Below are 22,602 nucleotides of genomic sequence, written 5' to 3'. Positions count from 1 at the left end.
CCATCTCTTTTCCCTCACCGGCAGCGGAAAGCCTGACAGCCCATTATGGGCACCCCGGGGCCCCGCGGACCAGAGTACGGCCCGGCCCGTTCAGCGGCCGGCGGCCAGTGTCGCGACCGCGTCGCTCACGGCGGCCAGCACCAGCGGATCCTTCAACGTCCGGAAATGCCCGGACACCGGCAGCCGCACATTCGTGCCGCCGGCCAAGGCGCTGCCGCCGGGGATATGCGGGTCGAATTCAGGGAAAATGGAGGTGATCCGCCCATTCGCCTCCACCTGGGCCTGCAGGGAGAGCAGGACAGCATCGCCGGGCGAGAACTGCCGCAGGGCCCGCGGGAAGAGGTACCTGGCGTAAACGGATCCGGCAAACGGGGTATTGATGGCCACCATCCCCCGGATCTCGGGTCCCTCCGGTCGGAGTGCCGATTCCGGCGGCAGCAGGGCATCGAGCATCGCGTGCTTGCCGATCAGCCCGCCCTTGCTGTGTGCCAGCAGCAGGCATTGCTCCACGCCGTGCGTTTGGCCCAGTTCCACCAGGCGCCGGCGCACCCGTGCGGCGGACTCGGGCACGGAGCGGTGGTTGAATCCCAGAGCAGGAACGGTGAAGACGCGGTACCCGGCCCGCCGAAGGCCCTCGGCCGCGGGTTCGAGGAACAGCCATGTTTCGTACACGCCGGGCAGCAGCACGACGGCCGGGAGCCCCGGATCCCCCGCGGCGAAATCCCTCGGCGCGCTCCGCCGAAACACCGAACGGGCTTGGACCTGCGCGGCATGGGAATAGTCAAGCAAACGCCACCACGGGTTTCCCGGGCGCATCAGGCAGCCACGCTACACGTCCACTTGCGCTGCAATGCAGGTGGGGCTTTCCAGCGCCAGGGAGCTGAGACGCCGGTTGGGCAGCCCGTCCGCGGAGTCCAGCCCGATGGCCTCGATGGTGTTCGAAAGCTGGTTGGCCACCAGCAAGGAGTTGCCGACGTGCACGTGGTGCCGGGGCCACTCCCCCGCGCACGGTGCACTGCCCAGGAAGACCGGACGCCCGGCGTTCAGTCCCAGCACCGCGATCACCCGGGCACCCCGGACCCCGACGTAGAGCCGGTTGGTGGGCAGGTCCAATGAGATCTCCGCCGGGAAATGCTCACCGGCCCGGATCGATTCACCCAGCGTGCTCCGGGAGACTTCCCCGTAGTGCCCGGCGGCATCGGCGCCCAGCGCGATGACCTCGGCGCTGTGTTCGGTCACCACATAGATGAGTCCCGAGGGATGCTCTACCAGGTGCCGCGGGCCGTCCCCCTTGCGCAATGCAACCTGCTGGCGCAACTGCAGCTCCCCTGCGACCAGGTCCCAGATCCGCACCGAATCATGGCCCAGGTCGGTGGTGATGACCCGGCCCGAACGCAGCACCGTGCTTTGGTGCGAGCGAGAGGCGCGCCTTTGGTGCCCCGGCACGGCAAAGGGGTCGCTCGAGGCCGGTGCGGTCGCCGGTCCCGCCAGGGACCCGTCGGGGTTGATCGGGTAGGCGAGCACCTTCCCGTCCCCGTAGCAGCTGGCAACCAGTGTGCCGGATGCGGCCGCGACGGCCAGATGGCACACCAGCTCCCCGGCCGGCACGGGCCTGCCCAGGGGTTCGAGCCGGTCGTCGCCGAGGATGCGGTAGGCGGCGACCTCTCCGCGGTGTTCGAGCGCCGCATAAAGCACCGGCAGCGTCGGGTGGGTTGCCAGCCACGACGGCGAATCGGCGGCGTGGGCCAGGCCCAGGTCGTTCAGCACGCCGTTGCGGATCCCGATGGCCCGGATGCCAAGGCTAGTTCCGCCGCCGTCGGGCGAATAGCCGCCAACCCAAAACCGCTTGTCCATACCCCCAATCCTCCCCCGCCGCCCCGCCCATGTGGTGGTCAGCGATGAAATGTTGCCCGATCGTGTCGTTGGGCCCGTTGTGCGCCACACCCCGAGGTGGGGAATCCGACATCCCCACTATTTGTACTGACCGGTCAGTTCGGTTTACGCTTTAGACGTGCTCATTGCCGATAACCTGGCCATTGCCGGACGCCACCTGCCCCTGCTGAAACCCACAAGCCTTGCCGTTGCGCGCGGCGAACTCCTGCTGGTGGCGGCCGAACCCCAGCCCACCCGCACCGCGCTGGCCCTGGGCCTCAGCGCGCGCATGCGACCCGGCGAGGGCACCGTGAGCTGGTCCGGGACCACCGCCCTGCGCTCGGTGCGGCGCATCAGCGCACTGGTCGACTCCCCGGAAATCAATGAACCCGAGGCGCACCTGAAGGTCCGTGACCTCGTGGCCGAGGACCTGGCACTGCAGCCCGGACCGATTTGGCGGCGCAGCGGCATCGACGCCTGGATGAACAAGCACGGCATGGAATCGCTGGCCAACCAATGGCTCGACGCCATCGACCCGCTCGAGCGCCTCACGCTGCTCACCCATCTGGCCCTCGAGGACCGCTCCATCGAACTGCTGGTCTTCGACTCCCCCGACCGCCACGGCATCCCCGGGGACGACTGGACCGGCTACCTTCAATCCGTGGCCACCTCCCGCCGCGCGCCGGCGGTCGTCGCGGTGGTCCAACGCATCCCCGAAAGCTGGGAAGGCTCCAGGACACACGCGGGCCAGGTCCAAGAGAAGCTGGCCGTGGGCCGGGAACGGCCACCGGCGCACCCCACCGAAGCCGGGCCGCGCTCCGAAACGGCCGCTGCGCCCGTCGAGGCCGCGGAGAACGCATGGGCCCCGGCATTCTCCCCCACCGGGGAAACCCCGGTCCCCGAGGATTCACCTTCACCGCAGGAACCCGAAATCGCGCACGCGGACGAGCCCGCAACCGGCCCCGCCCCGGACCAACCCACCGTCTCCCTGAGAGCACCGAAGGAAAATTCATGACCACGTTGCGCCTCGCCCTGTCCGAACTCAAGCGCATGACCTCCGGGGCCCTGCCGCGGATCGCGATCATCGCCATGTGCCTGGTCCCGCTGCTCTACGGCGCCTTGTACCTCTATGCCAACTGGGACCCATACGCGCACCTGAACAACGTCAAGGCGGCCATCGTGAACCTCGATGCGGGCTCCACCAAGGACGGCAAGGAACTGAAGGTCGGCGACGACGTCACCACCGAACTGCTTGAGGACGGGACCTTCGGTTGGAGCGTGGTCACCTCCGAGGCCGAGGCCAACGCCGGGGTCGCCTCCGGCGACTATGCATTCTCCATGACCATCCCGAAGGACTTCTCCGCGAACCTTGCCTCCCCGGGCGACTTCGAAAAGGCCAAGCAGGGCATCTTGAAGATCACCACCAACGACGCCAACAACTACATGGTCGGCACCTTCGCCGACAAGCTCGCCGGACAGGTGCACAACACCGTGGCCAAGGAGGTCGGCACCCAGACCGCCGACGCCCTGCTGACCGGCTTCTCCGACATCCACACTTCCATGTCCAAGGCCGCCGACGGCGCCGGCGAACTGCACACCGGAACCGTCAAGCTCTCCGACGGGGTCACCACCCTGGCCAACGGGGTGGGAAGCCTGCATGACGGGGCCACCAAGCTCGACACCGGCACCGCGGATCTTGCGGACGGAGCCGACACCTTGCACGGCGGCACCGGCTCATTGGTGGCCGGGCAAGGGAAACTGGTCTCCGGCGCCGACCAGCTCGCCGACGGAGCCGACGCCCTCGCCCAGGGCACCTCCGAGCTGGGCACGGGGATGGGCGAACTGAAATCCAAGACCTCCTCCCTTCCGGCCAAGACCGCGCAGCTCGATGGCGGGGCGCAAAAAGCCGCCAACGCCTCCCAGCAGCTTTCCTCCGGTGCCGCCCAGGTCGCCGCGGGCAACAAGGCCCTGGATGACAAGGTCACCCAGGCGGCCGACACCCTCACGGCCTTGGAGAAGGATGCCGAGACCCGCATTGACTCGGCCACCAACACGTTGGATGCCCGGCTGGACACCTTGGTCAAGGACGGGGTCCTCACCCAGGACCAGGCACAGAAGCTCCGCAGCGACGTCAAGGACGCCGCCGCTTCCAGTGGCGTGGCCAAGCAGGTCGCCGACACCAAGAAGCAGCTGACCACCGCCAAATCGCAGATCTCCGCGCTCGCCGACGGATCGGCCCAGGTCGCCGCGGGCGCCAAGGAACTCTCCGGCGGTCTGAGGACTCTCGCCAACGGAACCCACCAACTGGCCGGGGCCATGCCCGCCCTGAAGACGGGCATCTCCGATGCCGCTGCCGGCGCGTCCAAGCTCAACAGCGGCGCCCACACCCTGGCCACCGGGGCGGGCACCTTGGCCGACGGGCAGCACGACGCACTGGCCGGGGCCAGGAAGCTCGACTCCGGCGCCGGCTCGCTGGCCAAGGGCGCCGACACCCTGCACGCGGGCACTTCCTCGTTGGTTTCCGGGGTCGGCGAACTGCGCGACGGCGTGGGCGAGCTGGGCGACGGCGCCACCGAATTGCGTGACGGCTCCGGGGAGCTGTCCACCAAGCTGGCCGACGGCACTTCCGAGGTGCCCAACCCGGATGCCGCGGCCCGGGAACAGGTCTCCTCGGTCATCGGGGATCCGGTGGACATTGCCCGCACCGACCAGGCCAAGGCCGGGGTGTACGGCGAGGGCCTGGCCCCGTTCTTCATGACCCTGGCCATCTGGATCGGCGCGTTCATCCTGGTGCAGATCATGCGCCCCATCACCAAGCGCGCGCTGGCCTCCAACGCCGCGAACTGGAAGATCGCCGTCGGCGGCTGGTTGCCGTTCCTGGGCATCTCGATGCTCCAGGGCACCATCCTCTACGCCGTGGTGCTCTACGGGCTGGGCCTGGACACCGCCCATCCGTGGATGACCTGGGGGCTGTTCCTGCTGGCCTCCATGGCGTTCACCGCGATCATTCAGGGCATCTGCGCGCTGGCCGGGACCCCGGGAAAGATGGTGGTGCTGGTGCTCATGGTGCTGCAGCTGGTCTCCTCCGGCGGCACCTTCCCCTGGGAAACCACCCCCGAGGCGCTGCACGTGGCGCACCGCTGGCTGCCCATGGGGCACGTGGTCACGGGCCTGCGGCACCTGATGTACGGGGCGGACCTGTCGGTGCTCGGACCGATCGTTGCGGGCCTGGTTGGCTACACCGTGCTGGGCCTGGTGGCCAGCACCGTGGCGGTACGATTGCACAAGACCTGGTCCCTGAAAACCCTGCATCCGGAGTTGAGCGCATGAGCGACCCAAGCGCCCCGCGCACCCGCGTGCGGGCCACCGATTCAAAGCACCGCCTGTTCACCGCCTCCATGGAGCTGATCGGTGCGCGCGGGCACCACGAGGTGAGCGTCGACGAGATCGCCAGGGCCGCCGGGGTCTCCAAGGGGACGGTCTACTACAACTTCGGGTCCAAGTCCGAGCTAATCGGCGAGCTGCTGAACTACGGCGCGGCGATCCTCTTTGAGCGCTTCGAGCGGGCCGCCGAGGTTCCCGACGCGGCCGACGGCCTGCGGCTGATGATCGCCGACGCCCTGGAATTCATTGCCGAATACCCGTCGTTTGCGCAGTTGTGGATCTCCGAGCAATGGCAGTCCGACAGCGACTGGGCCAACGCCCTGGCCACGCTGCGCCACGAGGTGATCGCCCTGGTGCGCAGCGCCCTGGCCCGGATGGCCGCGGACGGTCCGCCGGCCCCGGGCAGCCCGGAGGCGGACCTGGACACCCTGGCCACCGCGATCTTCGGCGCGGCACTGATCCTGGGCCGGGACCGGCTGGTGTTCCACCCCGAGCGCGGCATCGAAAGCTGCGTGGAGGCGGTCATGGCCTTCACCGCGCCGCTGCGCTGAGCCGCTCCGTGCCGTCGGCCGGCGCCTGCGGGCCGTCCAGGTTCCATTCCCGGTAGCCGGAGCACCAGTCGGCACCGGAGCCGACGACCACCACGCCGCGGTACCCCTCAAGGATGGCCTCCAGCTCGAGCCGGGCCGCGGCGTCAAGGTGGGAGTCGATGTCGTTGAGCAGCAGCAGGGCCGGGGAGCCGAGCATGGCGCGGGCGACCATGAGCCCTGCGCGCTGCGCGGCATCCAGCGGCATCCCGCCGCGGCGCAGCTGCGTGTTTTCCCCGTGCTCCAGCCGGGCGGTGTCCAGTCCCAGCCGCGCGGCCAGCGCCAGCGCCTTGGCCGGGCTTGCCTCGGGGCGCCGGTAGCGCAGCGCCCGGAGCACGGTCCCGCGCTCGGGCAGCATCGAGCCGAAGGCCGCGCCGATGAGCCGGCGGCGCTTCTTCTCCTCCACGGCCGCGGGAATCCTCCCGGCCACCACGTATCCGGCAGTGCGGTCCGAGGCGGCGGTGCCCAGGTCCCCGAGGACCGGGCCGCGGGGAGTGCGGGCCGTGGCCAGCACGCCGAACAGCTGGGCGCGCAGCCGCGCGTCGCCGCCGGTCATCCGGATCCTGGCACCGGGTTCGGCGAGCAGCTCGGGGACGGGGCGCCCCTCGAGGGTGATGCCGCGCAGCCACACCCCGGACACCCGTTCGGCCTGGATCCGTGCCGCGGCGTGCCGGGCGTCCTCGCGCAGAGGCGGAGCGGCCGACAGCTCGCCCTCCTCCTCGAGCAGCGGGGCGATGATCCGCGCGGCGGCGCGGTGGTTCTGCCGGTACTCCACGATCCGCCCCCATTCGCCCACCGGTGCCGCGCACAGCCCCAGCAGGGTCAGCGCCGTGGCGATCTGCCCGGCATCCAGCAGTGCGTGCCGGGCGAGCAACACCACCAGGGCGGTGGCCAGCAACGGCATGCCCAGCGAGAGCGCACGCAGCACCGCGGCCAGTCGCGCCCGGTGCACCGCCGCGTCCACGACCTTTTGGCCGCTGGCCTTGACCCGGGCCAGTTCGCGGGCCACCCCGCCGGCGGCGACCACCGCGGAGGACGCCGCGACGGTGTCGGCGATGCGCGCGGCCAGGTTGCCGCGGTGCCGCCGCAGGGTGCGGGCCCGCTCGAAGGCGGGGCCCGCCAGCAGCAGCAGGGCACCGGCCAGGGCCAGCACCGGGAGCCCCAGGGCGAGGGCCAGGACGGGGTGCAGCATCCAGAGCCCGGCCATGGAAATGGCCACCAGCGGGATGCCGGCCAGCATCGGTGCGATGCCCTGGGCCACCCAGTTCCGTACCGAGGAGAGGTCGTTGCTGGCCCGGGCCACGGTGATCCCCAGCGAGGGGACCTTGCTGGCCAGCATCGAGTGTGAAATCAGGCCCACGCGCAGCTGCGCCACGTAGTGCTGCCCGAGCTTCTCGGCCAGCACCCGCTCCTGGTAGCGGCCGTAGCCCAGGAGCAGCACCAGTGCGGCGATGCCCATGGCGGCCGGGAGCACGGCGGCGCCGTTCACCAGCCGGCCGACCTGCAGGGCCACGAGCAGCCCGAGTCCGGCGCAGCCGACGGCGATGGCCAAGAGCGCGGCGAAGAGGGCCCGGCGCGATCCGGTGACGAGCTTCGGCAGCCGCGGGGCCGGCGCGCGGTCCTTCACCGGCACGGCGGGAACGATCTCCAGCGGTGCCGTGACCGGGGCCTGCTGCTCATTCATCAGCGCGTCGAGGCCGCTCACAGCGAGTCGGCGCGCACCGGGATCAGGGCGGTGGCGACCTCGGGGTTGCACAGGGAGTAGGTGTCGATGACCGGGACCTCGAGCCGGGCCGCGGCTTCCGCGGTGGCCAGCGGGGAGGCGGTGAGCAGGCCGGAGACCGCGGCAACCGGCACGGCGGCATCCTGCAGCACGTCGAGCCCGGCACGGGCACCCAGGGCGTCCTGGGCGGAGAACACCACGGTGTCCACACAGGCGGCGAAGAGCGGGTCGCGCAGCAGCCGGGAGGTCTCGCCCTGGTACAGGCCATCGGCGATCTCGATGACGACCACGTCCGCCCCGGAGGCGGCCTGCTCGTCGATCATTGCGGCCAGCAGGTCGCGGACTTCTTCGTAGGCGAGCTTGAAGGTGGTGGGGTAGCCGAAATCGGTGAAGTCGCAGACCGGGAAGGCTCCGGCGTCGATGAACAGGTTCGGGTCGTTGCCCGCTCCGGTTCCGGTGGCCTTGCCCGCCGCGACGTGCAGCCCGGCGTTGGCCAGCCCGTTGACCAGGCAGCCCAGGGTGGTGGACTTGCCCGAGTTCATCGAGGTGCCCAGCACCGCGATGACCGGCGGGCGCACGGTGCCCACGGCGCGGACCACGGCCAGCGACGGGGTGCCGACCTGCAGCGGCGCGAAGTCGCGCAGGTTCACCACGCCGTCCTTGGTGGCCAGCAGGCCGATCGGCTCGATGGCGGTGGCCGCGTCGATGGAGGCGTGCATTTCGGTCACGTAGCCGGCCAGCCCGCCGCCTGCCACCAGGTGGCAGGGCTCCAGGGTCTCGGGCACGTGGGCCAGGAACTGGTCCGGGGCGTAGCGGTTGCCGTAGGCGACCATGATCTCCTGGCCGACGAACATCAGCTGGCGTCGGGAGACCGGGGATTCGAGGCGGGTGTGCTTGCCAATTTCGGCGACGCGGGCAATGACCACGTCCCCGGGCCGCGGGGTGACGTCGGCACCGGCGATCAGGTGGAAGTCCTCGGGGCGCTTGGAGAACTCGGTGGCAACGAAGCGGGTGGTGTAGGCGGCACGGATATCCAGCGCCCGCCGGGCCCCGAGCGGCAGGTGGCGCAGCTGGCCTTCGGCGGCCGGGGCTGCATCGACGGTGCGGGTTTCAAGGCTGGGGCTGATGCTCATGGGGACAATCCTTTTCAAGGCCGGGAATCAGGTGCCGCGCTGTCGCGGCCGCAAGCCTCGGTTGCTTGCGTTGCTCCTAGTCAAAAGCCCCAAAGTTAGCAAAGGATGAACAATCCATGAGGGCGTTCTCATAATCGGTCCATCCGCTCTCATGTTCGTGGTGGCGCACCGCGGAAAGCCGGGGTTTCGGCCCTGCCCAAATTCTCATCGAACTATTTGCGGCGCCCTGCCGGACCTCAGCGCGGGACCACGAAGTCGGTCACCCGCATGTCGCGCCCGTCGATTTCCGCCCACGATTTCTCCGTCTGCAGCATGGTCATTCCCAGCGTCGGGTAGTTCATGGCCAGCTCGTAGACCGCTTCCTCGTCCGAGTCCGCCGAGGCCAGGCGCATGGCCAGTTCCTGCAGCACCGGCTGGTGCCCGATGACCAGCAGCGTGGTGACGGTGTCTGGGGTTTCGTTGATGATGGAGCACAGCCTGGTGCTCGAGGCGCCGTAGATGCGTGAATCCATGTAGGGCGTGGGGGCCTTTTCGCCGAGCTCGCTGATGACCCACGCGCAGGTGGCGCGGGTCCGCTGGGCATCGGAGAGCACGATGTAGTCGGGGACCACCTCGTGATCGCGCAGCCAGGCACCGGCGGCGGGAGCCTCACGGTTGCCGCGGGCGGCCAGCGGCCGGTCGTGGTCGGACACGCCCAGCGGGTAGTCGCTCTTGGCATGGCGCAGCAGCACGAGCCGCTTCAGATGATGTTCGCTCATGCCTCCAAGCCTAAGGCGCGCGGGGGCATCCGGCCGCCTGAGCGGCTTAAGCGACTGCGGGGCCCGCATCCGTGGATGCGGGCCCCGCAGGGCGTAAAGGCAAAAACTAGATGGTGTATTCCGGGGCGGCCCAGACGACGACCTCGGGGTGCTCGTAGAATCGGTAGCCCTGGCCGCGCACGGTGCGCACGGTGTTGGCCAGGCGGCCCAGCTTGGAGCGCAGGCGGCGGATGTGCACGTCGATGGTGCGCTCGTTCGGGACCTCTTCGGCGTTGCGCCACAGGTTGGTGAGCAGCTCGTCGCGGCCCACGGTGCGGGTGCCGTTTTCCACCAGGTAGTTCAGCAGCTCGAATTCCTTGAACGTGAGGTTCAGGGTCTCGCCGTCCAGGTGGACCTCGCGGCGGGACAGGTCGATCAGCACGCCCGAGGGGCGCGGTGCAGCGGGGCGGGCGTCGACGCGCGGGCGGCGGTTGACGGTGGGGTCTCCCAGCGCCTGGCGCACGACGTCGATGTTTTCGCCTTGCGCGCTGGCCGGGGCCAGTGCGACGGCGGCATGGGTCTGCGCATCGGGGGAAAGCGTGGCCAGGAAGGCGCGGACCTGGGTTGCCAGCTTGCCCAGCGAGGTTCCCTGCGCCTGGGCCACCGACTCGTCAAGACCTACATAGAGCACGAAACCGCGTGCGGTGGTGTCACCCGCCACCGGCTGCGGGCCGGGATTTCCGCTGGGAGCCACAATGGGGGTCGGAGCAGTCATCGGTCGAGTCTCATGGGCCGCCGGGACCGCATGGAGCTGGCGATAGCCGGCAGGGGTGTAGCCGCCTGGAGCAGTGTTGCGCTGCGCTGCCGCGGCGCGGGACTGGGCGTTGCGGATTGAGACATGGACGTATCCGGACGTTACCGACATGCTTCTTTACCTCTAACTCGTGTGAATGCCACGGAATGGCGCGAATACCTAGGTGCTCCGCTCGCCTCGCCGGTGCGAGGGGCGGGAGCGATGCGAGTGTCACTGAGCGTCGAAAGGGTTCCGACACTCAGCTGGGCATTCGACAATGACACTGGCGATGAGTCATCGCCACGCCTTCAAAAAGGCTTCGAGGTGTCATTGCTGCGCTATTCACAAATACTAGTTTCCTCGTAATATAAGGAACCCGCAAGTAACAAACTTCGATAGTGTCCACCATGTGAGACATAAAGCGCTTGAAGTGATGATCATCACATTGCGCAGATATGTGATGTGATGGCCTTGAGCAATGCGGTATGCCCTGTGATTTCCCATCGGGCAAGCAATTTGATCAATGGCCCCGATCCATAGCTTCTATGCGTCCAGACTTACACCCGAAGCGGGCTCCAAGCAACGGCTCGGCCAAGCATCGGCGCCGCAGGCACCGGACCCGCGGCGTTTGCAGGCCGTAGGCTTGGTGGAGCAGGCCTCACAGCCCGCGCACAGCCGGACCACAGGGCCGACCCACACCACGGAGGGAAAGTTAGAAACATGCCAAGCTCCCGATTTTCTCCCACGCAACTTCCCCGACTAACCCACCCGGACGGAACGGCCATCAAGGTGCTGGTCGTCGACGACGAACCGTCGCTGGCCGAGCTGGTTTCCATGGGCACCCGCATGCTGGGTTGGGAAGCCACCGTGGCGCATGACGGGCCCTCCGCGGTTGAAGCCGCCCGGAAGTCGACACCCGACGTCCTGGTGCTTGACTGGATGCTGCCGGGCTTCGAGGGCCCGGAGGTCCTGCGCAAGGTCCGCACCTTCCTTCCCGAGGTCCCGGTGCTCTTCCTGACCGCCAAGGACGCGGTGGAGGACCGCATCGAGGGCCTGGGCATCGGCGCCGACGACTACGTCGCCAAGCCGTTCAGCCTCGAAGAGGTGCTGCTGCGGCTGCACAAGCTCGTGGAACGATCCGGCGCCACCGCCGCGGACGGCGCCGAACTGGTGGTCGGGGACCTGGTGCTGAACTCCGATTCCCACGACGTCACCCGGGCGGGAGTTCCCATCAACCTCACGGCCACCGAGTTCGACCTGCTCTCCTACCTGATGGTCAACGCCCGCCGCGTGGTCTCCAAGACCCAGATCCTGGACAACGTCTGGCACTACGACTTCGGGGGCCAGGCCAACATCGTCGAGCTCTACATTTCCTACCTGCGCAAGAAGATCGAGGCCGACGGCCCGGCCATGATCCACACCGTGCGCGGGGCCGGGTACATGCTCAAGCCCGCGTCATGAGCCAGGCTGCACGCCCGTTGCTTCCATCCGACGCGCCGGAACCGCAGCCGGACGAAGAGTCCCGGCCCGATGGCGAGGATGCCCCGACCCCCGAGGCAGCCTCGTCCGAACCCGGCGGGCCCGGGCAGGTTCCGCTCAGCGCACGGCTGAGGCAACGCTTCGGCCGGCTCACCCTGCAACGCAAGCTGCTGCTGGCACTTATCGGGTCACTTGCCCTGATCTGCACCGTCATCGGGCTGCTGCTGAATGCCGGCATGCGCCAGGCCATGGCGTCGCAGCTGCACGAACAGCTGGATTTCGCTTCCGAACGCGCCGCAACCTACTCCGCCCAAAACGGACGCGACGCGTCATCCGGCCCCCTTTTCGCCCCCGGCCAGGCCTCCGGCACGCTCAATGCCCGGCTCGTCCCCGGCTACCTGATTTCCGGGGCCGTGCTCGACTCCAAGACCGGAGAACGCAAGGACATCACCGACGCGGACGTGCTGCCGTTGTCCTCCGTCACGGTCGATGCCCCGCCCGTGGTCAAGCACCTGAGCATCGGCGACTACCTGCTCTCGGCCCAGAAGGACCCCGGATCCGGAGGCGTCCTGATCACCGGACTGCCGCTGGCACCCAACGAGCGGACCCTGGCCGCACTGGGCGTCCTGACGCTGACCATTTCGCTGGCCGGGCTGATCGCCATCGGCCTGGTCGGCTCGATGATCATCCGCCGCTCGCTGGCCCCGCTGCAGCGGGTCTCCGCCGTGGCCTCCTCGGTGGCCAACGCCGAACTCGAATCCGGCACCGCCGCGCTGGAGGCACGTGTCGCCCCCCGCGATTCGATCCCCGGCACCGAATCCGGTGAGGTGGGCAGGGCGTTGAACGCCCTGCTGGACAACGTGGGCTCCGCCTTCGCGGTGCGCGAGGCCTCGGAGACGCAGATGCGCCAATTCGTTGCCGACGCCTCCCACGAGCTGCGCACCCCGCTCTCGGCCATCCGCGGCTACACCGAGCTGATCAGTGCCACCGAGCACTTCTCCGACGACGGGCAGCGCTCGCTGAACCGGGTGCTGGAACAGAGCACCCGGATGAGCTCGCTGGTGGAGAACCTGCTGCTGCTGGCCCGGCTCGACGAGAAGCACCACGTCAAGAAGGCCCCGGTGGACCTGGGGAAGCTGGCGGCCGAAATCACCGAGGACTTTGCCATCACCGCCCCGTCCCACCACTGGATCCCCCAGGTCCCGGACACCCCGTTGGTGGTCTCGGGCGACGCCTCGGCGCTGCGCCGGGTCATCACCAACCTGTTGGCCAACGCCCGCAAGCACACCTCCGAGGGCAACACCGTCACGGTCTGCGTCGCCCGCGATGCGGCCACGCACCAGGCGGTGCTGCGGGTTGCTGACACCGGGGAAGGCATCGCACCGGATTTCCTGCCGCTGGTGTTCAAGCGCTTCACCCGCGCCGATGCGGCGCGCTCCGGCGCGGACGGCACCACCGGGCTCGGACTGCCGATCGCCAAAGCCATCGTGGAGTCGCACGACGGAACCATCGATGTCACCTCGGCCCCCGGGAACACGGTCTTCGAGGTGCGCCTGCCGCTGCCGCTGCCGCTGGTGGTCCCGCCCAAGCCCTCGACCCCGCCGAAGACTGCCTGAATCCAGCCCCCAACACAAACGCCGCCGCGGATCGGAACCTTCGTTCCCATCCGCGGCGGCGCCGCAAAAAAATGTCGCTGCTAGTGGGCCACGCCGTAGAGGCGGTCCCCGGCATCGCCCAGGCCGGGAACGATGTAGGCGTTCTCGTCCAGCTTCTCGTCCAGGGCGCCCAGGACCAGATGGACCTTCTCGTTGTCCCCGTAGGCCTGCTCCAGGCGGGCCAGTCCCTCGGGCGCGGCGATCAGGCAGATGCAGGTGACATCGGCCGCGCCGCGGTCGAAGAGGAACTTGATCGATTCGATCAGCGTGCCGCCGGTGGCCAGCATCGGGTCCAGCACGAAGACCTGGCGACCGGTCAGGTCCGAAGGCAGCCGCTCGGCATAGGTGATGATGTCCAGGGTTTCCTCGTTGCGGGCCATGCCCAGGAAGCCGACCTCGGCGGTCGGTACCAGTCGGGTCATGCCCTCGAGCATGCCCAGGCCGGCGCGCAGGATCGGCACCACCAGCGGGGTCGGCTTGGCGAAGGCGATGCCGGTGGTCGTTGCAACCGGCGTCTCGACCTGGACCTCAACGGTCTTGACCTCGCGCGTTGCCTCATAGGCCAGCAGGGTCACCAACTCATCGGTCAGCTGCCGGAAAACCGGCGACGGGGTGTTCTTGTCTCGAAGGACCGATACCTTGTGGGCCACCAACGGGTGGTCAATTACCTGTACGCGCATGCACCAAAATCTACCAGCCGATCGCGCCCTTGGCCGGGTTTTCACATTCCGTCCCCGGGTGATTCCCACCATGGGCGCCGTGCTGCGGCCAGGCGGCCGGTAGGCGCGCGGACAAACTAGCATGGGAGGCACGATGATCGATTCTTCCCACCTGCCGCTCATGGACCTTGCCCTCGCCGAGGCCCGGGCCGCCCTGGCCACCGACGACGTCCCCATCGGCGCGGTGGTCCTCGGCCCCGACGGCAACGTGCTGGCCGCCGGCCGCAACGAGCGCGAGGCCCACGGGGACCCCACGGCGCACGCGGAACTGGTGGCGATCCGTGCCGCGGCCCAGGCCCTGCGCGATGCCGGGAACGGCGACGGCTGGAGGCTGGAGGACTGCACCCTGGTGGTGACCCTGGAACCCTGCGCCATGTGTGCTGGGGCGATCGTGCTCTCGCGCATCCCGAAGGTCATCTTCGGCGCCTGGGACGAGAAGGCCGGTGCCGTCGGCTCGGTGTTCGACATCCTGCGCGAACCGCGGCTGAACCACTGGGTCGAGGTCTACCCCGGGGTCCGCGAGGAGGAATGCGCCGCGCTGCTCAGCGACTTCTTCCGCGCCCGGCGCCGCGACTGATCCGCACCCGCTGCCCTACCCTGCGCGCAGCGAGTCGAGCCTGGCAATGTTCTTGGCCCGCGACTTCGGCGAGTCCAGGGAGAAGGACCTGAAGTCCCCGAGGTCCGCGGTGATCCAGTGCTCGACCTGTGCAATGCGCGACAGCACCGCCGCGCTCGCCGGATCGAACGTCCACCAGGCAATGCGGGTGTTCTCCGGGTCGTATTGCCACAGCCCGATGATGCGTCCGCGGTCAAGGATCGGGTGGTCCAAGAGGTCGGCGGCCAATGCCGAGCCGCTCATTCCCTCCACCGCCGTGGCCCCGGTTTCGTCGAACAGGTCGGCCGAGTTGCGGCGCAACAGCACCAGGGAATCGGACCCCGACAGCAGCTGGATATCCTCGGTCTCCGGCGCGTTGAATCCGGCCAGTTCGTTCATGTCGTCCGGCAGCATCCACAGCACCTCGCCGACGGCGGTGGGAACCTGAACGGCGCCGGTTGCCTCCAGGGCCTTTTTGGACTGGGCCACGGTGAAGGCCGTGAACCAGCGGACCTGCCCCAGCGTGGCGCCTCCGGTCCAGCTGAGGAACCGCTCGAGCATCCGCGCCCTGACCGCTTCGTCGTCTTCCCCGCTGCCTTCCAGCTCCCAGGCCACGTAGGAGTAGCGCTGCTGGTCCAGCCGCCCGTTCACCGGCACCCGGCGGATCCGCCCGTCCGCCTGCAGCAGCCCGAGCGCGGCGGGCAACGTGGTGGAGGCACCCTTCTTCTTGCCTTCCTCGCCCATGTTGCGGACCTTGTCCCCCAGGACCTTCTTGAGGCCCTGCGGGTCCAGTGCTTCTCCGGCGGTTCCCCGTGCCTCAAGCAAGACCTGCAGGATGTCTTGGGCCAAGGCCTCGATCTCGGCCCGTTGGACGCCCAGGCGCTCGAGCACCTTCACCGAGGCTTCGGCCGAGGCATGGCCCAGTTGCAGCCCCCAGGCATAGTCCGTGGCCGGCAGCACGTAGGTGCAGCCCCGGGCCGTCGGCAGCTCGTGGATTTCCCGGGCGGCGGCCGCCGCGTCGACCTCGGCCCGGAGCATGCCGGCCCGGGAGAACAGTGTCAGGTAGATGTTGGCCCCACCGATCGACCGGCCCCAGCCGACCCGGTCCAGGACCTCTGCCGCTCCCCTGGAAGCCAGCGACCCGTCAAGGCCCTGGCGGTGCCAGGACCACGCGCGCAACAACTGCGCGTCCAATTTCACCGGCGGGATCGGCGTCGTTTCATGCTGCGTGTTCATGGGTACATTGTGCCTCGAAAGATCCCACGTTTTTGCTGTGGACCATTCTTCCGATAGAGTATTCAGGTCTGGAGACGTGTCCGAGCGGCCGAAGGTGCAACACTCGAAATGTTGTGTACGGTAACCCCGTACCGAGGGTTCAAATCCCTCCGTCTCCGCCAATGAAAACCCCTGGTTCGCCAGGGGTTTTCTGTTTTTCGACATGCAGTCATGCTGCCTGTGAGGTGCGCATTTCGCCGGGGCGCGGCAGTGCGGGCAGTGCGGCCGTCACCACGCCGGACCCCACGCTCGTGGCCGGGGCCACCCCCGAGCCGCCTGTCCCCATCGGGCAGGGCATCGCCGACAGAGCACGCCCCCTCGCCGACTATCCGGTCACATGGGCCCCGACTGCAGCGGTGCACCCCGCAGCTCAGGCGCTCGCAACCGTCCCGCCGTCAGGGAAGAAGCAAGACCCCGTGATCGCATTAACCACGCAGGTCCCCCGTCCGGATAAACCAGGCCGGCCGGCCGGCATCAGTCCGAGGCCCCGGCCCTGACCTGGCCGCGGTAATTGCTGATCGCCAGCCCGAGGGCCGTCAGCAGCAGCGCTCCGCCGAGCAACCATCCGGCGGCTGCGTAATCAGTGAACCGTGGAATGCGGGGCGCGTTGATTGCGGCCACTGCGAGGAAGAGGAGTGCCGCGACGGCGCCCCTCCTTGCGGATGTTGCCTTGCCTCGTTCTGCTGTCATTGGCCATTCCCTTCCTGCGGCTACCGGCTCGGGCGTTGCTTGGCGCATGCTCCTGCCGCGGCGGCGGCGGCACAGGCGATGCATCCTGCTTCCACCGTAGCAGCGCAAAAGCCGCTCGGGCGGACGCGGTTGCCGGGGCCGGCGACGTCGAGATGCCCAAGTCCCCCAGGCCCTGGATCATGGCGGTGCCGGCCGCAGAGGTGCCTACCGGGTGGCTGCCGTCGGCCCCTTTCTTGAGGTCGGCAAACAGCGCCGGAGCGAACGCCGCAGTCGTGCAGCGGACGCACGGGCACAAGTCGGAGAGGGTCACGTTCGACACGTGCGCGATGCCGTTGCCCAAGGCTCCGGGCAGCGCCGTCAATGCAACGATGCGGACGCCATCCAGCGTTTAAGGCTCGGTTGCGCGAAAGCACCCTATGGTGAGACTGCATCAGGAATTCGGTCGCATGAGCGGCGGATTGAGCACCGCACGGACCGGCTCGCCCGCCGCGGAACGGGCCTGGGCCGCAAGCCGGAAAAGTGCCGCGGGGCGCCCGGCGTCGCCCGCGGTCATCCGCCCGGTGTCCTCGAGGAAACCGGGGTTTCCCGTGGCCTTGCGGTGGAAGTTCCGGGGATCCAGGCGGGTGCCCCACACCGCCTCGTACACGGCGCGGAGCTGCGCGATGGTGAATTCCTCCCCGCAGAATGCTGCCCCCAGCGGCGAGTACTCGAGCTTTGACCGGGCCCGCTCCACGGCGTCGGCCAGGATGCGGCCATGGTCGAAGGCAAGTTCCGTTGCCCCGTCCAGGACGTGGCCGACCGGGTACCAGGCGGCATGCTCGGCGTCGCTCCCGGCAGAGAGCACGGGAAAGTCGGGAGCCAGCAGCAGGTGGGCCACGGTGAGCACATCCCCGCGCGGGTCGCGCCCCTGCGGTCCGTAACTCTGCAACTGTTCCAGGTGCCCCGGCACCCGCTCGACCCCGGTTTCCTCCGCCAGTTCGCGGATCGAGGCCTCCTCCAGGCCTTCTCCGGCCAGCACGAACCCTCCCGGCAGCGCGAGCCTGCCGCGGAACGGCTCGATGAGGCGTGTAATAAGCAGGACGTTCAGGGCATTGTCGCGGACCGTGAGGGCGACGATGTCCACCGTCACCGGGAAGCGCGTGGGTGCCTGGGGCGAATCGGTCATGCACCCATCATAAATACTTATCGTCATATTGACAATAATTCAGGAAGCCTCCTAAGCTGTTGTTATCGTCAAAGCGACGATAACTTGAGTTCTTGAGGAGCACCCCACCATGGCCACCATCAAGCGCTACCCCTGGATCAGCCACTTCCTGGGCAGCCCCACCGGCTACGTCGTCCACCTGCAAAAGGGTGCCGTCAGGCACCGCGGCGTGGGCCAGGCGTTTTGGTTCCGGCCGGCGGCATCCGTACTGAGCGAAGTGCCCGTCGACGACCAGGAACTGCCCACGCTCTTCCACGCCATCACCCGAGACCACCAGGACGTCAGCATCCAGGCAAACGTCACCTACCGCTTCGTGGACCCGGTGTCCGTGGCCAGCCGACTCGACTTCGGCCTTCAGCAGGCCGGCCAGGCAACATCCGGCGGCAAGGAGCAGGTGGCCACCATCATCGGCCAGCTCTGCCAAAGCCACGCGATCGACCACGTCGCCACCACCACGCTTGCCCAGGCACTGGAACGCGGGGTCAGTGAGCTGCGCCAGCTGCTCACCGAGGCCCTGAGCGCCGACACCCGGCTGGCGTCCACCGGCATCGAGATCCTCGGCGTGCAGGTCCTCGCCGTCCGGCCGGAGTCCGAGGTCGAACGGGCCCTGCAGACACCGGTCCGCGAACAACTGCAGGCCGAGGCCGACCGGGCCGTGTACGAACGCCGGGCCGTCGCGGTCGAACGCGAACGGACGATTTCGGAGAATGAGATGGCCAGCCAGATCGAACTGGCCTCCCGGCGCGAACGCCTCGTGGCCCAGGAGGGGGCCAACGCCAGGCGCGAGGCCGAGGAACAGGCCGCTGCCGGCCTGGTCCAGGCCAATGCGGAGGCCGAACGCCGGGGCATCGGCGCCACCGCCGAGGCCAACCGGATCCGCCTGGTGGGCCAGGCGGAAGCAGCCCGGGAAGCCGCCGCCATGGAGGTCTACCGGGGCATGGACCAGGCCACCCTGCTGGCGTTGGCGGTCCGCGAGGCCGCCGGCTCGCTGCCGAACATCGGCAACCTGACCGTCACCCCGGACCTGCTCAGCGGGGCCTTGGCCGGGTTGATCCGGGAACCGGGCGCCGCGGCCGCCGGCGGAAAGTAGGCCCGGCCGTGGCAACACCTCGCCTCGTCATCGTCCATCGCCGCACCGAGCTGGCCGAATTGCTGGACCGGCACGCCACCCTCGGCCAGGCCGAATTCTTCCTCCGGGTCCGCGGCCGAACCCTTGCCGCCGTCCAGGAGCGCCATGAGCTGCTCGGCACGGCCCTGGCGACCATCCGCGCCACGGTCCCGCCCGACTGGCGCCTCGCCGAGGTGGAACGGAATGACCTGAACAGGTTCATGTTCACGCCCGAGGACATCATCGCCGTGGTGGGCCAGGACGGACTCGTGGCCAATGCGGCCAAGTACCTCGCCGGCCAGCCCGTCATCGGGATCGACCCGGAACCGGGAATGAACCCGGGCATACTCGTCCGGCACACAGCCGCGGATGCCGCACGGATGCTGCTGGGCCTCGCCCAGGCCAACCAACGACAGGCATCCTTGCCCTGCCGGGAGCTATCCATGGTGAGAGCAAGGCTCGACGACGGTCAGGAGCTGTCGGGGCTCAACGAGATTTTCATCGGGCACCGGACCCACCAGTCGGCCCGCTACCGGCTGACGACGCCCGACGGCCGGAGCGAGTCGCAGTCGTCGTCCGGCCTCATCGTTTCCACCGGGACGGGCGCCACCGGGTGGTGCGCCTCCATCGCGCAGGACCGCGGGGGACGAACCCTGCCGGCCCCGACGGACCCGGCCCTGGCATGGTTTGTCCGCGAGGCGTGGCCCTCCCCCGTGACCGGCAGGTCCCTGACCGACGGCGTGCTGGAGGCGGGCGAACCGCTGCGCCTCACCGTGGCCTCGGACCAACTGGTGGTGTTTGGCGACGGCATGGAGCAGGACCTGCTCACCGCCTCGTGGGGCCAGGAAATCAGCATTGAACTCAGCGACCGGCCCCTTCGGCTGGCATAGCGCCGTCGCCTGAGGCTACGGGAACCTCGACAAAGCCAGTGCCGGGGACGGCATATGCCTCCACGGGGCGGAACCTTTGGTGGGCCTCCGGTCGGCCGCGCGGCTGGGTCGTCTACGACCGGCGCACGTTCCGGTTTCAGGCCTTGCGGCCCCCGGCCAGCCATTGCTCGAAGGTCGTGGAATCCCGGGGAACCGCTGCCGACGGCAGCAGCCCGCCGTTCATCACCTTCACTCCCGGCACCGGGATGCCGATGACCTTGGCGTGCGGGCCGCCATTGCGGGATGCGGCATTGTTCTTGGCAACCAGGCGTGCCAGGCTCGCCATGTTCCGCGGCTCGGGCCCGGCAAGTTCGAGTCCGGCCGGGGCGTTCCTTCGCGCTTCGACCGCCGAGAGCACCAACCTGGCCACGGCATCGGCGGCCACAGGTTGGCTGTCCATGTGCGGCACCACCGCCACCGGGCCGATCGTGAGTTGCTCGATCAAGGTTTCGGCCAGCTCGAACCATTGGGTGGACCGCACGATCGTCGTGGGCACCTTCGCATTTTGGTAGCGCGCCTCCTGCGCCGCCTTGCCGCGGTAGTAGCCCATGTGCTTGTTGACCTCGGGCTTGCGGGCATTGATGATCGAGACACACACCAGGTGCTTGACGTGTTCCTCCTCGGCGGTGCGGATGATGTTCCTGGCCGTGGTTTCATAGAAATCAATGGCCGTGGCAGCCTTCGTGGTGAGCACGTTCAGGCAGTCCACCACCGCGTCGGCACCGCGCATCGCCGCCGCCAGGCCAAATCCCGTGTAGGCATCGACCCCCGTTCCCCGGCCGGCCGCCACCGCCTCATGTCCGGCTTCCTGCAACAGGTGCACGACCCGCTTGCCCAAGTTTCCGTTGCCGCCGAGAACGATCACCTTCATGCAATTCAGCGTACGCCTGAACGCGGGTTGGTTCGAGGGGATCGGTCGGCATTGCCCGCCCCAGCCCGGTTTCGTGTCCTTCAGGAAGCACCTAAACGTGCAGCCACCTGTGCCAACGCCGGTTCTTGAGAACCACGAAGTGGTGCAGCACGATCACCACCGTGGCCCAGCAGCCGCCGATGAGCAGCCCGCCGGCCACGTCGCTGAGCCAGTGGTGCCCCAGGTAGATCCGGCTCCACCCCACCCCGAGGACAAAGCATCCCAGCGCACACAGGGCCAGGATGCGGGCAAGCCGCGTCCGCAGGATCAGATACGCCAGGTAGCCAACGACCGACAGGATCGCGACGGCATTGAGCGTGTGCCCGCTGGGGAAGGAAAAGGACGCCGGAATCGGCACCAAGGYATCGGCCAACGACGGCCGGGCCCGGCCCAGTGTGCTCTTCAGGACGATCGTCAGCGCCACCGAGCCTGCGGCCGTCACCGCGATCAAGGCCCCGGGCCACGCGCTTCTGGTGCGCCAGGAGAACAGGGCGATGACGCACAGCAACATGATGGTCATGCCCAGGGTGTTCCCCGCAATGGTGAAGAACCAGGCGACAGCCGTCGCGGCCGGGCTCCGGTGGCCCGCCATCCAGTCGAGCACCGGGATGTCCCAGGCATCGGGGACCCCGCCGACCCGCACCGACACCCACAGTCGGCGTGCCACGGCGAAAAGGCCCAACACTATGGCAAGAACAAAGACCAGGATCGAACCGGCACGTTGCCCGCTCTTGCCGGAACGGCGCGGTGAATTCATGTATGCCAGCCTAGCGTTCGCACCTTGGCATGGTGCGATGGGGGCACCCGGCCTTCGCGCATGCCCGAGGGTCGTGCCGCAATGCGGGAAGATGGAGGCATGACAATCCGCGTGCTGGCCATCGGCAAGAAACACGAATCCTGGGTGGCCGAGGGCATTGACCGCTACGAAAAGCGCATGAAGAAGCCCTTCGACCTCAAATGGCAGCTGCTTCCGCATTCCTCGCGCGAGGGGGATGCGGCCCGCACCGAGGAATCCGAGCGGATCCTGGCCAAGGTCGAGGCGAGGGATTTCCTGGTGCTGCTGGATGAGCGCGGCAAGAACATCGACTCCCCCGCCCTGGCCAAGACCCTGCAGCGGCCCTTCGACACCTCGCGGAACATCACCGTGGTGATCGGCGGGGCCTACGGGGTCGACGCCTCGGTGCACGAACGGGCGGATTTCACCTGGAGCTTGTCCAAGCTGGTCTTCCCGCACCAACTGGTGCGGCTGATCCTCACCGAGCAGCTCTACCGCGCCCAGGAAATCTCCGGAGGCGGGAAGTACCACCATGTCTGACGCGCCATACGGCACCACTCGGCCCGCCAGGAAGAACCCGCAGCCGGTGGTGAATCGAATGTGGCGGTATGTGCCGGTGGTCTGTGCGGCTTCCATGCTCCTGGTGATCTGCGTGGTGGACCCGTCCATGGCCGGGTCACCATGGTGGGAACTGGATGAGGAAGGGCTGTGGTTGGCGCTGGCATTTCCGTTGGCGCCATGGTTCATCTGCGCGGCCCTGGCGGTGCTGGTTGGCTTCACGACGGGGTCGCGAACGGCCATCGCCCTGATGTCGCTGCTGTCGTTGGCCTCCGGGATCATCCCCGCCTTGATCTGGACCCTGCTGTTGCACGACGTGTTCCCGGACTCGGGACCGCTGCGGCTATCGATGGGCGTACCCGCGCTCGCGGGCGCCGCCTTGCTGATCTTCCTGGTGGGGCTGGGCCTCAGGCACACCGTGCGCGCCGCCCGCCGCCTCGGTGCCGCCTGACGGTGGTTCCCGCGGCCGAACCCGA

At 68.5% G+C, this 22,602-nt stretch carries 22 protein-coding genes and 1 tRNA gene; 11 read left to right on the top strand and 12 right to left on the bottom strand.

The window, feature by feature from the left end:
- Positions 1-90 precede the first annotated feature (90 nt).
- Together BLJ79_RS11265 and BLJ79_RS11260 are read right to left on the bottom strand one after the other, a co-directional pair.
- Positions 91-816, bottom strand: coding sequence for an esterase/lipase family protein (locus BLJ79_RS11265; protein ID WP_071214819.1), 726 nt, complete (start codon positions 814-816; stop codon positions 91-93).
- 12 nt (positions 817-828) lie between these two features.
- Entirely contained in the window at positions 829-1,854 is a 1,026-nt protein-coding gene (locus tag BLJ79_RS11260) for a lactonase family protein (RefSeq protein WP_071214818.1), read from the bottom strand.
- A 157-nt stretch (positions 1,855-2,011) separates the two neighbouring features.
- Between BLJ79_RS11260 and BLJ79_RS11255 the strand changes: the two genes are divergently transcribed.
- Genes BLJ79_RS11255 through BLJ79_RS11245 form a run of 3 tightly spaced genes read left to right on the top strand, consistent with a single transcriptional unit; the run spans position 2,012 to position 5,807 of the window.
- Entirely contained in the window at positions 2,012-2,887 is an 876-nt protein-coding gene (locus BLJ79_RS11255) for a hypothetical protein (RefSeq protein ID WP_071214817.1), read from the top strand.
- A complete protein-coding gene (locus BLJ79_RS11250) occupies positions 2,884-5,202 on the top strand; it encodes a YhgE/Pip domain-containing protein (protein WP_071214816.1) in 2,319 nt (772 codons plus the stop codon). Before BLJ79_RS11255 ends, BLJ79_RS11250 begins: the two co-directional genes overlap by 4 nt.
- A complete protein-coding gene (locus tag BLJ79_RS11245) occupies positions 5,199-5,807 on the top strand; it encodes a TetR/AcrR family transcriptional regulator (RefSeq protein ID WP_071214815.1) in 609 nt (202 codons plus the stop codon). The genes BLJ79_RS11250 and BLJ79_RS11245 overlap by 4 nt, the downstream gene beginning before the upstream one ends.
- On the opposite strand, the gene BLJ79_RS11240 is transcribed toward BLJ79_RS11245, so the two are convergent.
- The 4 genes from BLJ79_RS11240 to BLJ79_RS11225 all read right to left on the bottom strand — a co-directional run bounded on the left by BLJ79_RS11240 (position 5,788) and on the right by BLJ79_RS11225 (position 10,361).
- Positions 5,788-7,527, bottom strand: a complete 1,740-nt coding sequence (locus BLJ79_RS11240; RefSeq protein WP_139194832.1) for an ABC transporter ATP-binding protein — start codon at positions 7,525-7,527, stop codon at positions 5,788-5,790. The genes BLJ79_RS11245 and BLJ79_RS11240 overlap by 20 nt on opposite strands.
- Positions 7,528-7,544: 17 nt before the next feature.
- Positions 7,545-8,699 (bottom strand): DUF1611 domain-containing protein, encoded by a 1,155-nt coding sequence (locus BLJ79_RS11235; protein ID WP_071214814.1) that lies wholly within the window; start codon positions 8,697-8,699, stop codon positions 7,545-7,547.
- Positions 8,700-8,935: 236 nt separating this feature from the next.
- Complete coding sequence (locus BLJ79_RS11230) at positions 8,936-9,457, bottom strand: SixA phosphatase family protein (protein WP_071214813.1); 522 nt, start codon at positions 9,455-9,457, stop codon at positions 8,936-8,938.
- Positions 9,458-9,563: 106 nt separating this feature from the next.
- Positions 9,564-10,361, bottom strand: coding sequence for a winged helix-turn-helix domain-containing protein (locus tag BLJ79_RS11225; RefSeq protein WP_071214812.1), 798 nt, complete (start codon positions 10,359-10,361; stop codon positions 9,564-9,566).
- Positions 10,362-10,949: 588 nt separating this feature from the next.
- Here BLJ79_RS11225 and BLJ79_RS11220 point away from each other — a divergent pair.
- Both BLJ79_RS11220 and BLJ79_RS11215 read left to right on the top strand, forming a co-directional pair.
- Positions 10,950-11,690, top strand: a complete 741-nt coding sequence (locus BLJ79_RS11220; protein WP_071214811.1) for a response regulator transcription factor — start codon at positions 10,950-10,952, stop codon at positions 11,688-11,690.
- Positions 11,687-13,324: a sensor histidine kinase gene (locus tag BLJ79_RS11215; protein ID WP_083411214.1), complete on the top strand. Its 1,638-nt coding sequence runs from the start codon at positions 11,687-11,689 to the stop codon at positions 13,322-13,324. Before BLJ79_RS11220 ends, BLJ79_RS11215 begins: the two co-directional genes overlap by 4 nt.
- Positions 13,325-13,404: 80 nt before the next feature.
- Here BLJ79_RS11215 and upp read toward each other — a convergent pair whose 3' ends face one another.
- Entirely contained in the window at positions 13,405-14,043 is a 639-nt protein-coding gene (gene upp, locus BLJ79_RS11210; RefSeq protein WP_071214810.1) for a uracil phosphoribosyltransferase, read from the bottom strand.
- Positions 14,044-14,176: 133 nt separating this feature from the next.
- On the opposite strand from upp, the gene tadA reads away from it, so the two are divergent.
- Positions 14,177-14,659: a tRNA adenosine(34) deaminase TadA gene (tadA, locus tag BLJ79_RS11205; RefSeq protein WP_139194831.1), complete on the top strand. Its 483-nt coding sequence runs from the start codon at positions 14,177-14,179 to the stop codon at positions 14,657-14,659.
- A gap of 15 nt (positions 14,660-14,674) precedes the next feature.
- Here tadA and BLJ79_RS11200 read toward each other — a convergent pair whose 3' ends face one another.
- Entirely contained in the window at positions 14,675-15,913 is a 1,239-nt protein-coding gene (locus tag BLJ79_RS11200) for a DNA glycosylase AlkZ-like family protein (protein WP_071214808.1), read from the bottom strand.
- Between the two features lie 70 nt (positions 15,914-15,983).
- Here BLJ79_RS11200 and BLJ79_RS11195 point away from each other — a divergent pair.
- Positions 15,984-16,074, top strand: a tRNA-Ser gene (locus BLJ79_RS11195).
- Positions 16,075-16,426: 352 nt separating this feature from the next.
- Here the strand turns inward: BLJ79_RS11195 and BLJ79_RS22900 are convergent.
- Both BLJ79_RS22900 and BLJ79_RS11185 read right to left on the bottom strand, forming a co-directional pair.
- Entirely contained in the window at positions 16,427-16,642 is a 216-nt protein-coding gene (locus tag BLJ79_RS22900; protein WP_139194830.1) for a hypothetical protein, read from the bottom strand.
- A gap of 430 nt (positions 16,643-17,072) precedes the next feature.
- Positions 17,073-17,807 (bottom strand): NUDIX hydrolase, encoded by a 735-nt coding sequence (locus BLJ79_RS11185; protein ID WP_286135353.1) that lies wholly within the window; start codon positions 17,805-17,807, stop codon positions 17,073-17,075.
- A gap of 109 nt (positions 17,808-17,916) precedes the next feature.
- On the opposite strand from BLJ79_RS11185, the gene BLJ79_RS11180 reads away from it, so the two are divergent.
- Both BLJ79_RS11180 and BLJ79_RS11175 read left to right on the top strand, forming a co-directional pair.
- On the top strand, positions 17,917-18,936 hold the full coding sequence (locus tag BLJ79_RS11180; RefSeq protein WP_071214805.1) for an SPFH domain-containing protein: 1,020 nt from the start codon (positions 17,917-17,919) through the stop codon (positions 18,934-18,936).
- Positions 18,937-18,944: 8 nt separating this feature from the next.
- A complete protein-coding gene (locus BLJ79_RS11175) occupies positions 18,945-19,844 on the top strand; it encodes an NAD(+)/NADH kinase (protein ID WP_071214804.1) in 900 nt (299 codons plus the stop codon).
- A 136-nt stretch (positions 19,845-19,980) separates the two neighbouring features.
- Here the strand turns inward: BLJ79_RS11175 and BLJ79_RS11170 are convergent, their stop codons facing one another.
- Positions 19,981-20,754: an SDR family oxidoreductase gene (locus tag BLJ79_RS11170; RefSeq protein ID WP_071214803.1), complete on the bottom strand. Its 774-nt coding sequence runs from the start codon at positions 20,752-20,754 to the stop codon at positions 19,981-19,983.
- 91 nt (positions 20,755-20,845) lie between these two features.
- On the bottom strand, positions 20,846-21,550 hold the full coding sequence (locus tag BLJ79_RS11165; protein ID WP_071214802.1) for a phosphatase PAP2 family protein: 705 nt from the start codon (positions 21,548-21,550) through the stop codon (positions 20,846-20,848).
- A gap of 99 nt (positions 21,551-21,649) precedes the next feature.
- Between BLJ79_RS11165 and BLJ79_RS11160 the strand changes: the two genes are divergently transcribed.
- Both BLJ79_RS11160 and BLJ79_RS11155 read left to right on the top strand, forming a co-directional pair.
- On the top strand, positions 21,650-22,108 hold the full coding sequence (locus tag BLJ79_RS11160; RefSeq protein ID WP_175475464.1) for a 23S rRNA (pseudouridine(1915)-N(3))-methyltransferase RlmH: 459 nt from the start codon (positions 21,650-21,652) through the stop codon (positions 22,106-22,108).
- A complete protein-coding gene (locus BLJ79_RS11155; RefSeq protein ID WP_139194829.1) occupies positions 22,101-22,577 on the top strand; it encodes a hypothetical protein in 477 nt (158 codons plus the stop codon). The genes BLJ79_RS11160 and BLJ79_RS11155 overlap by 8 nt, the downstream gene beginning before the upstream one ends.
- Positions 22,578-22,602: the final 25 nt, after the last annotated feature.

Source organism: Arthrobacter sp. UCD-GKA, from assembly GCF_001863355.1.
Taxonomy (GTDB): Bacteria; Actinomycetota; Actinomycetes; order Actinomycetales; family Micrococcaceae; genus Paeniglutamicibacter.
This window is presented reverse-complemented; position numbering and strand designations above follow the sequence as displayed.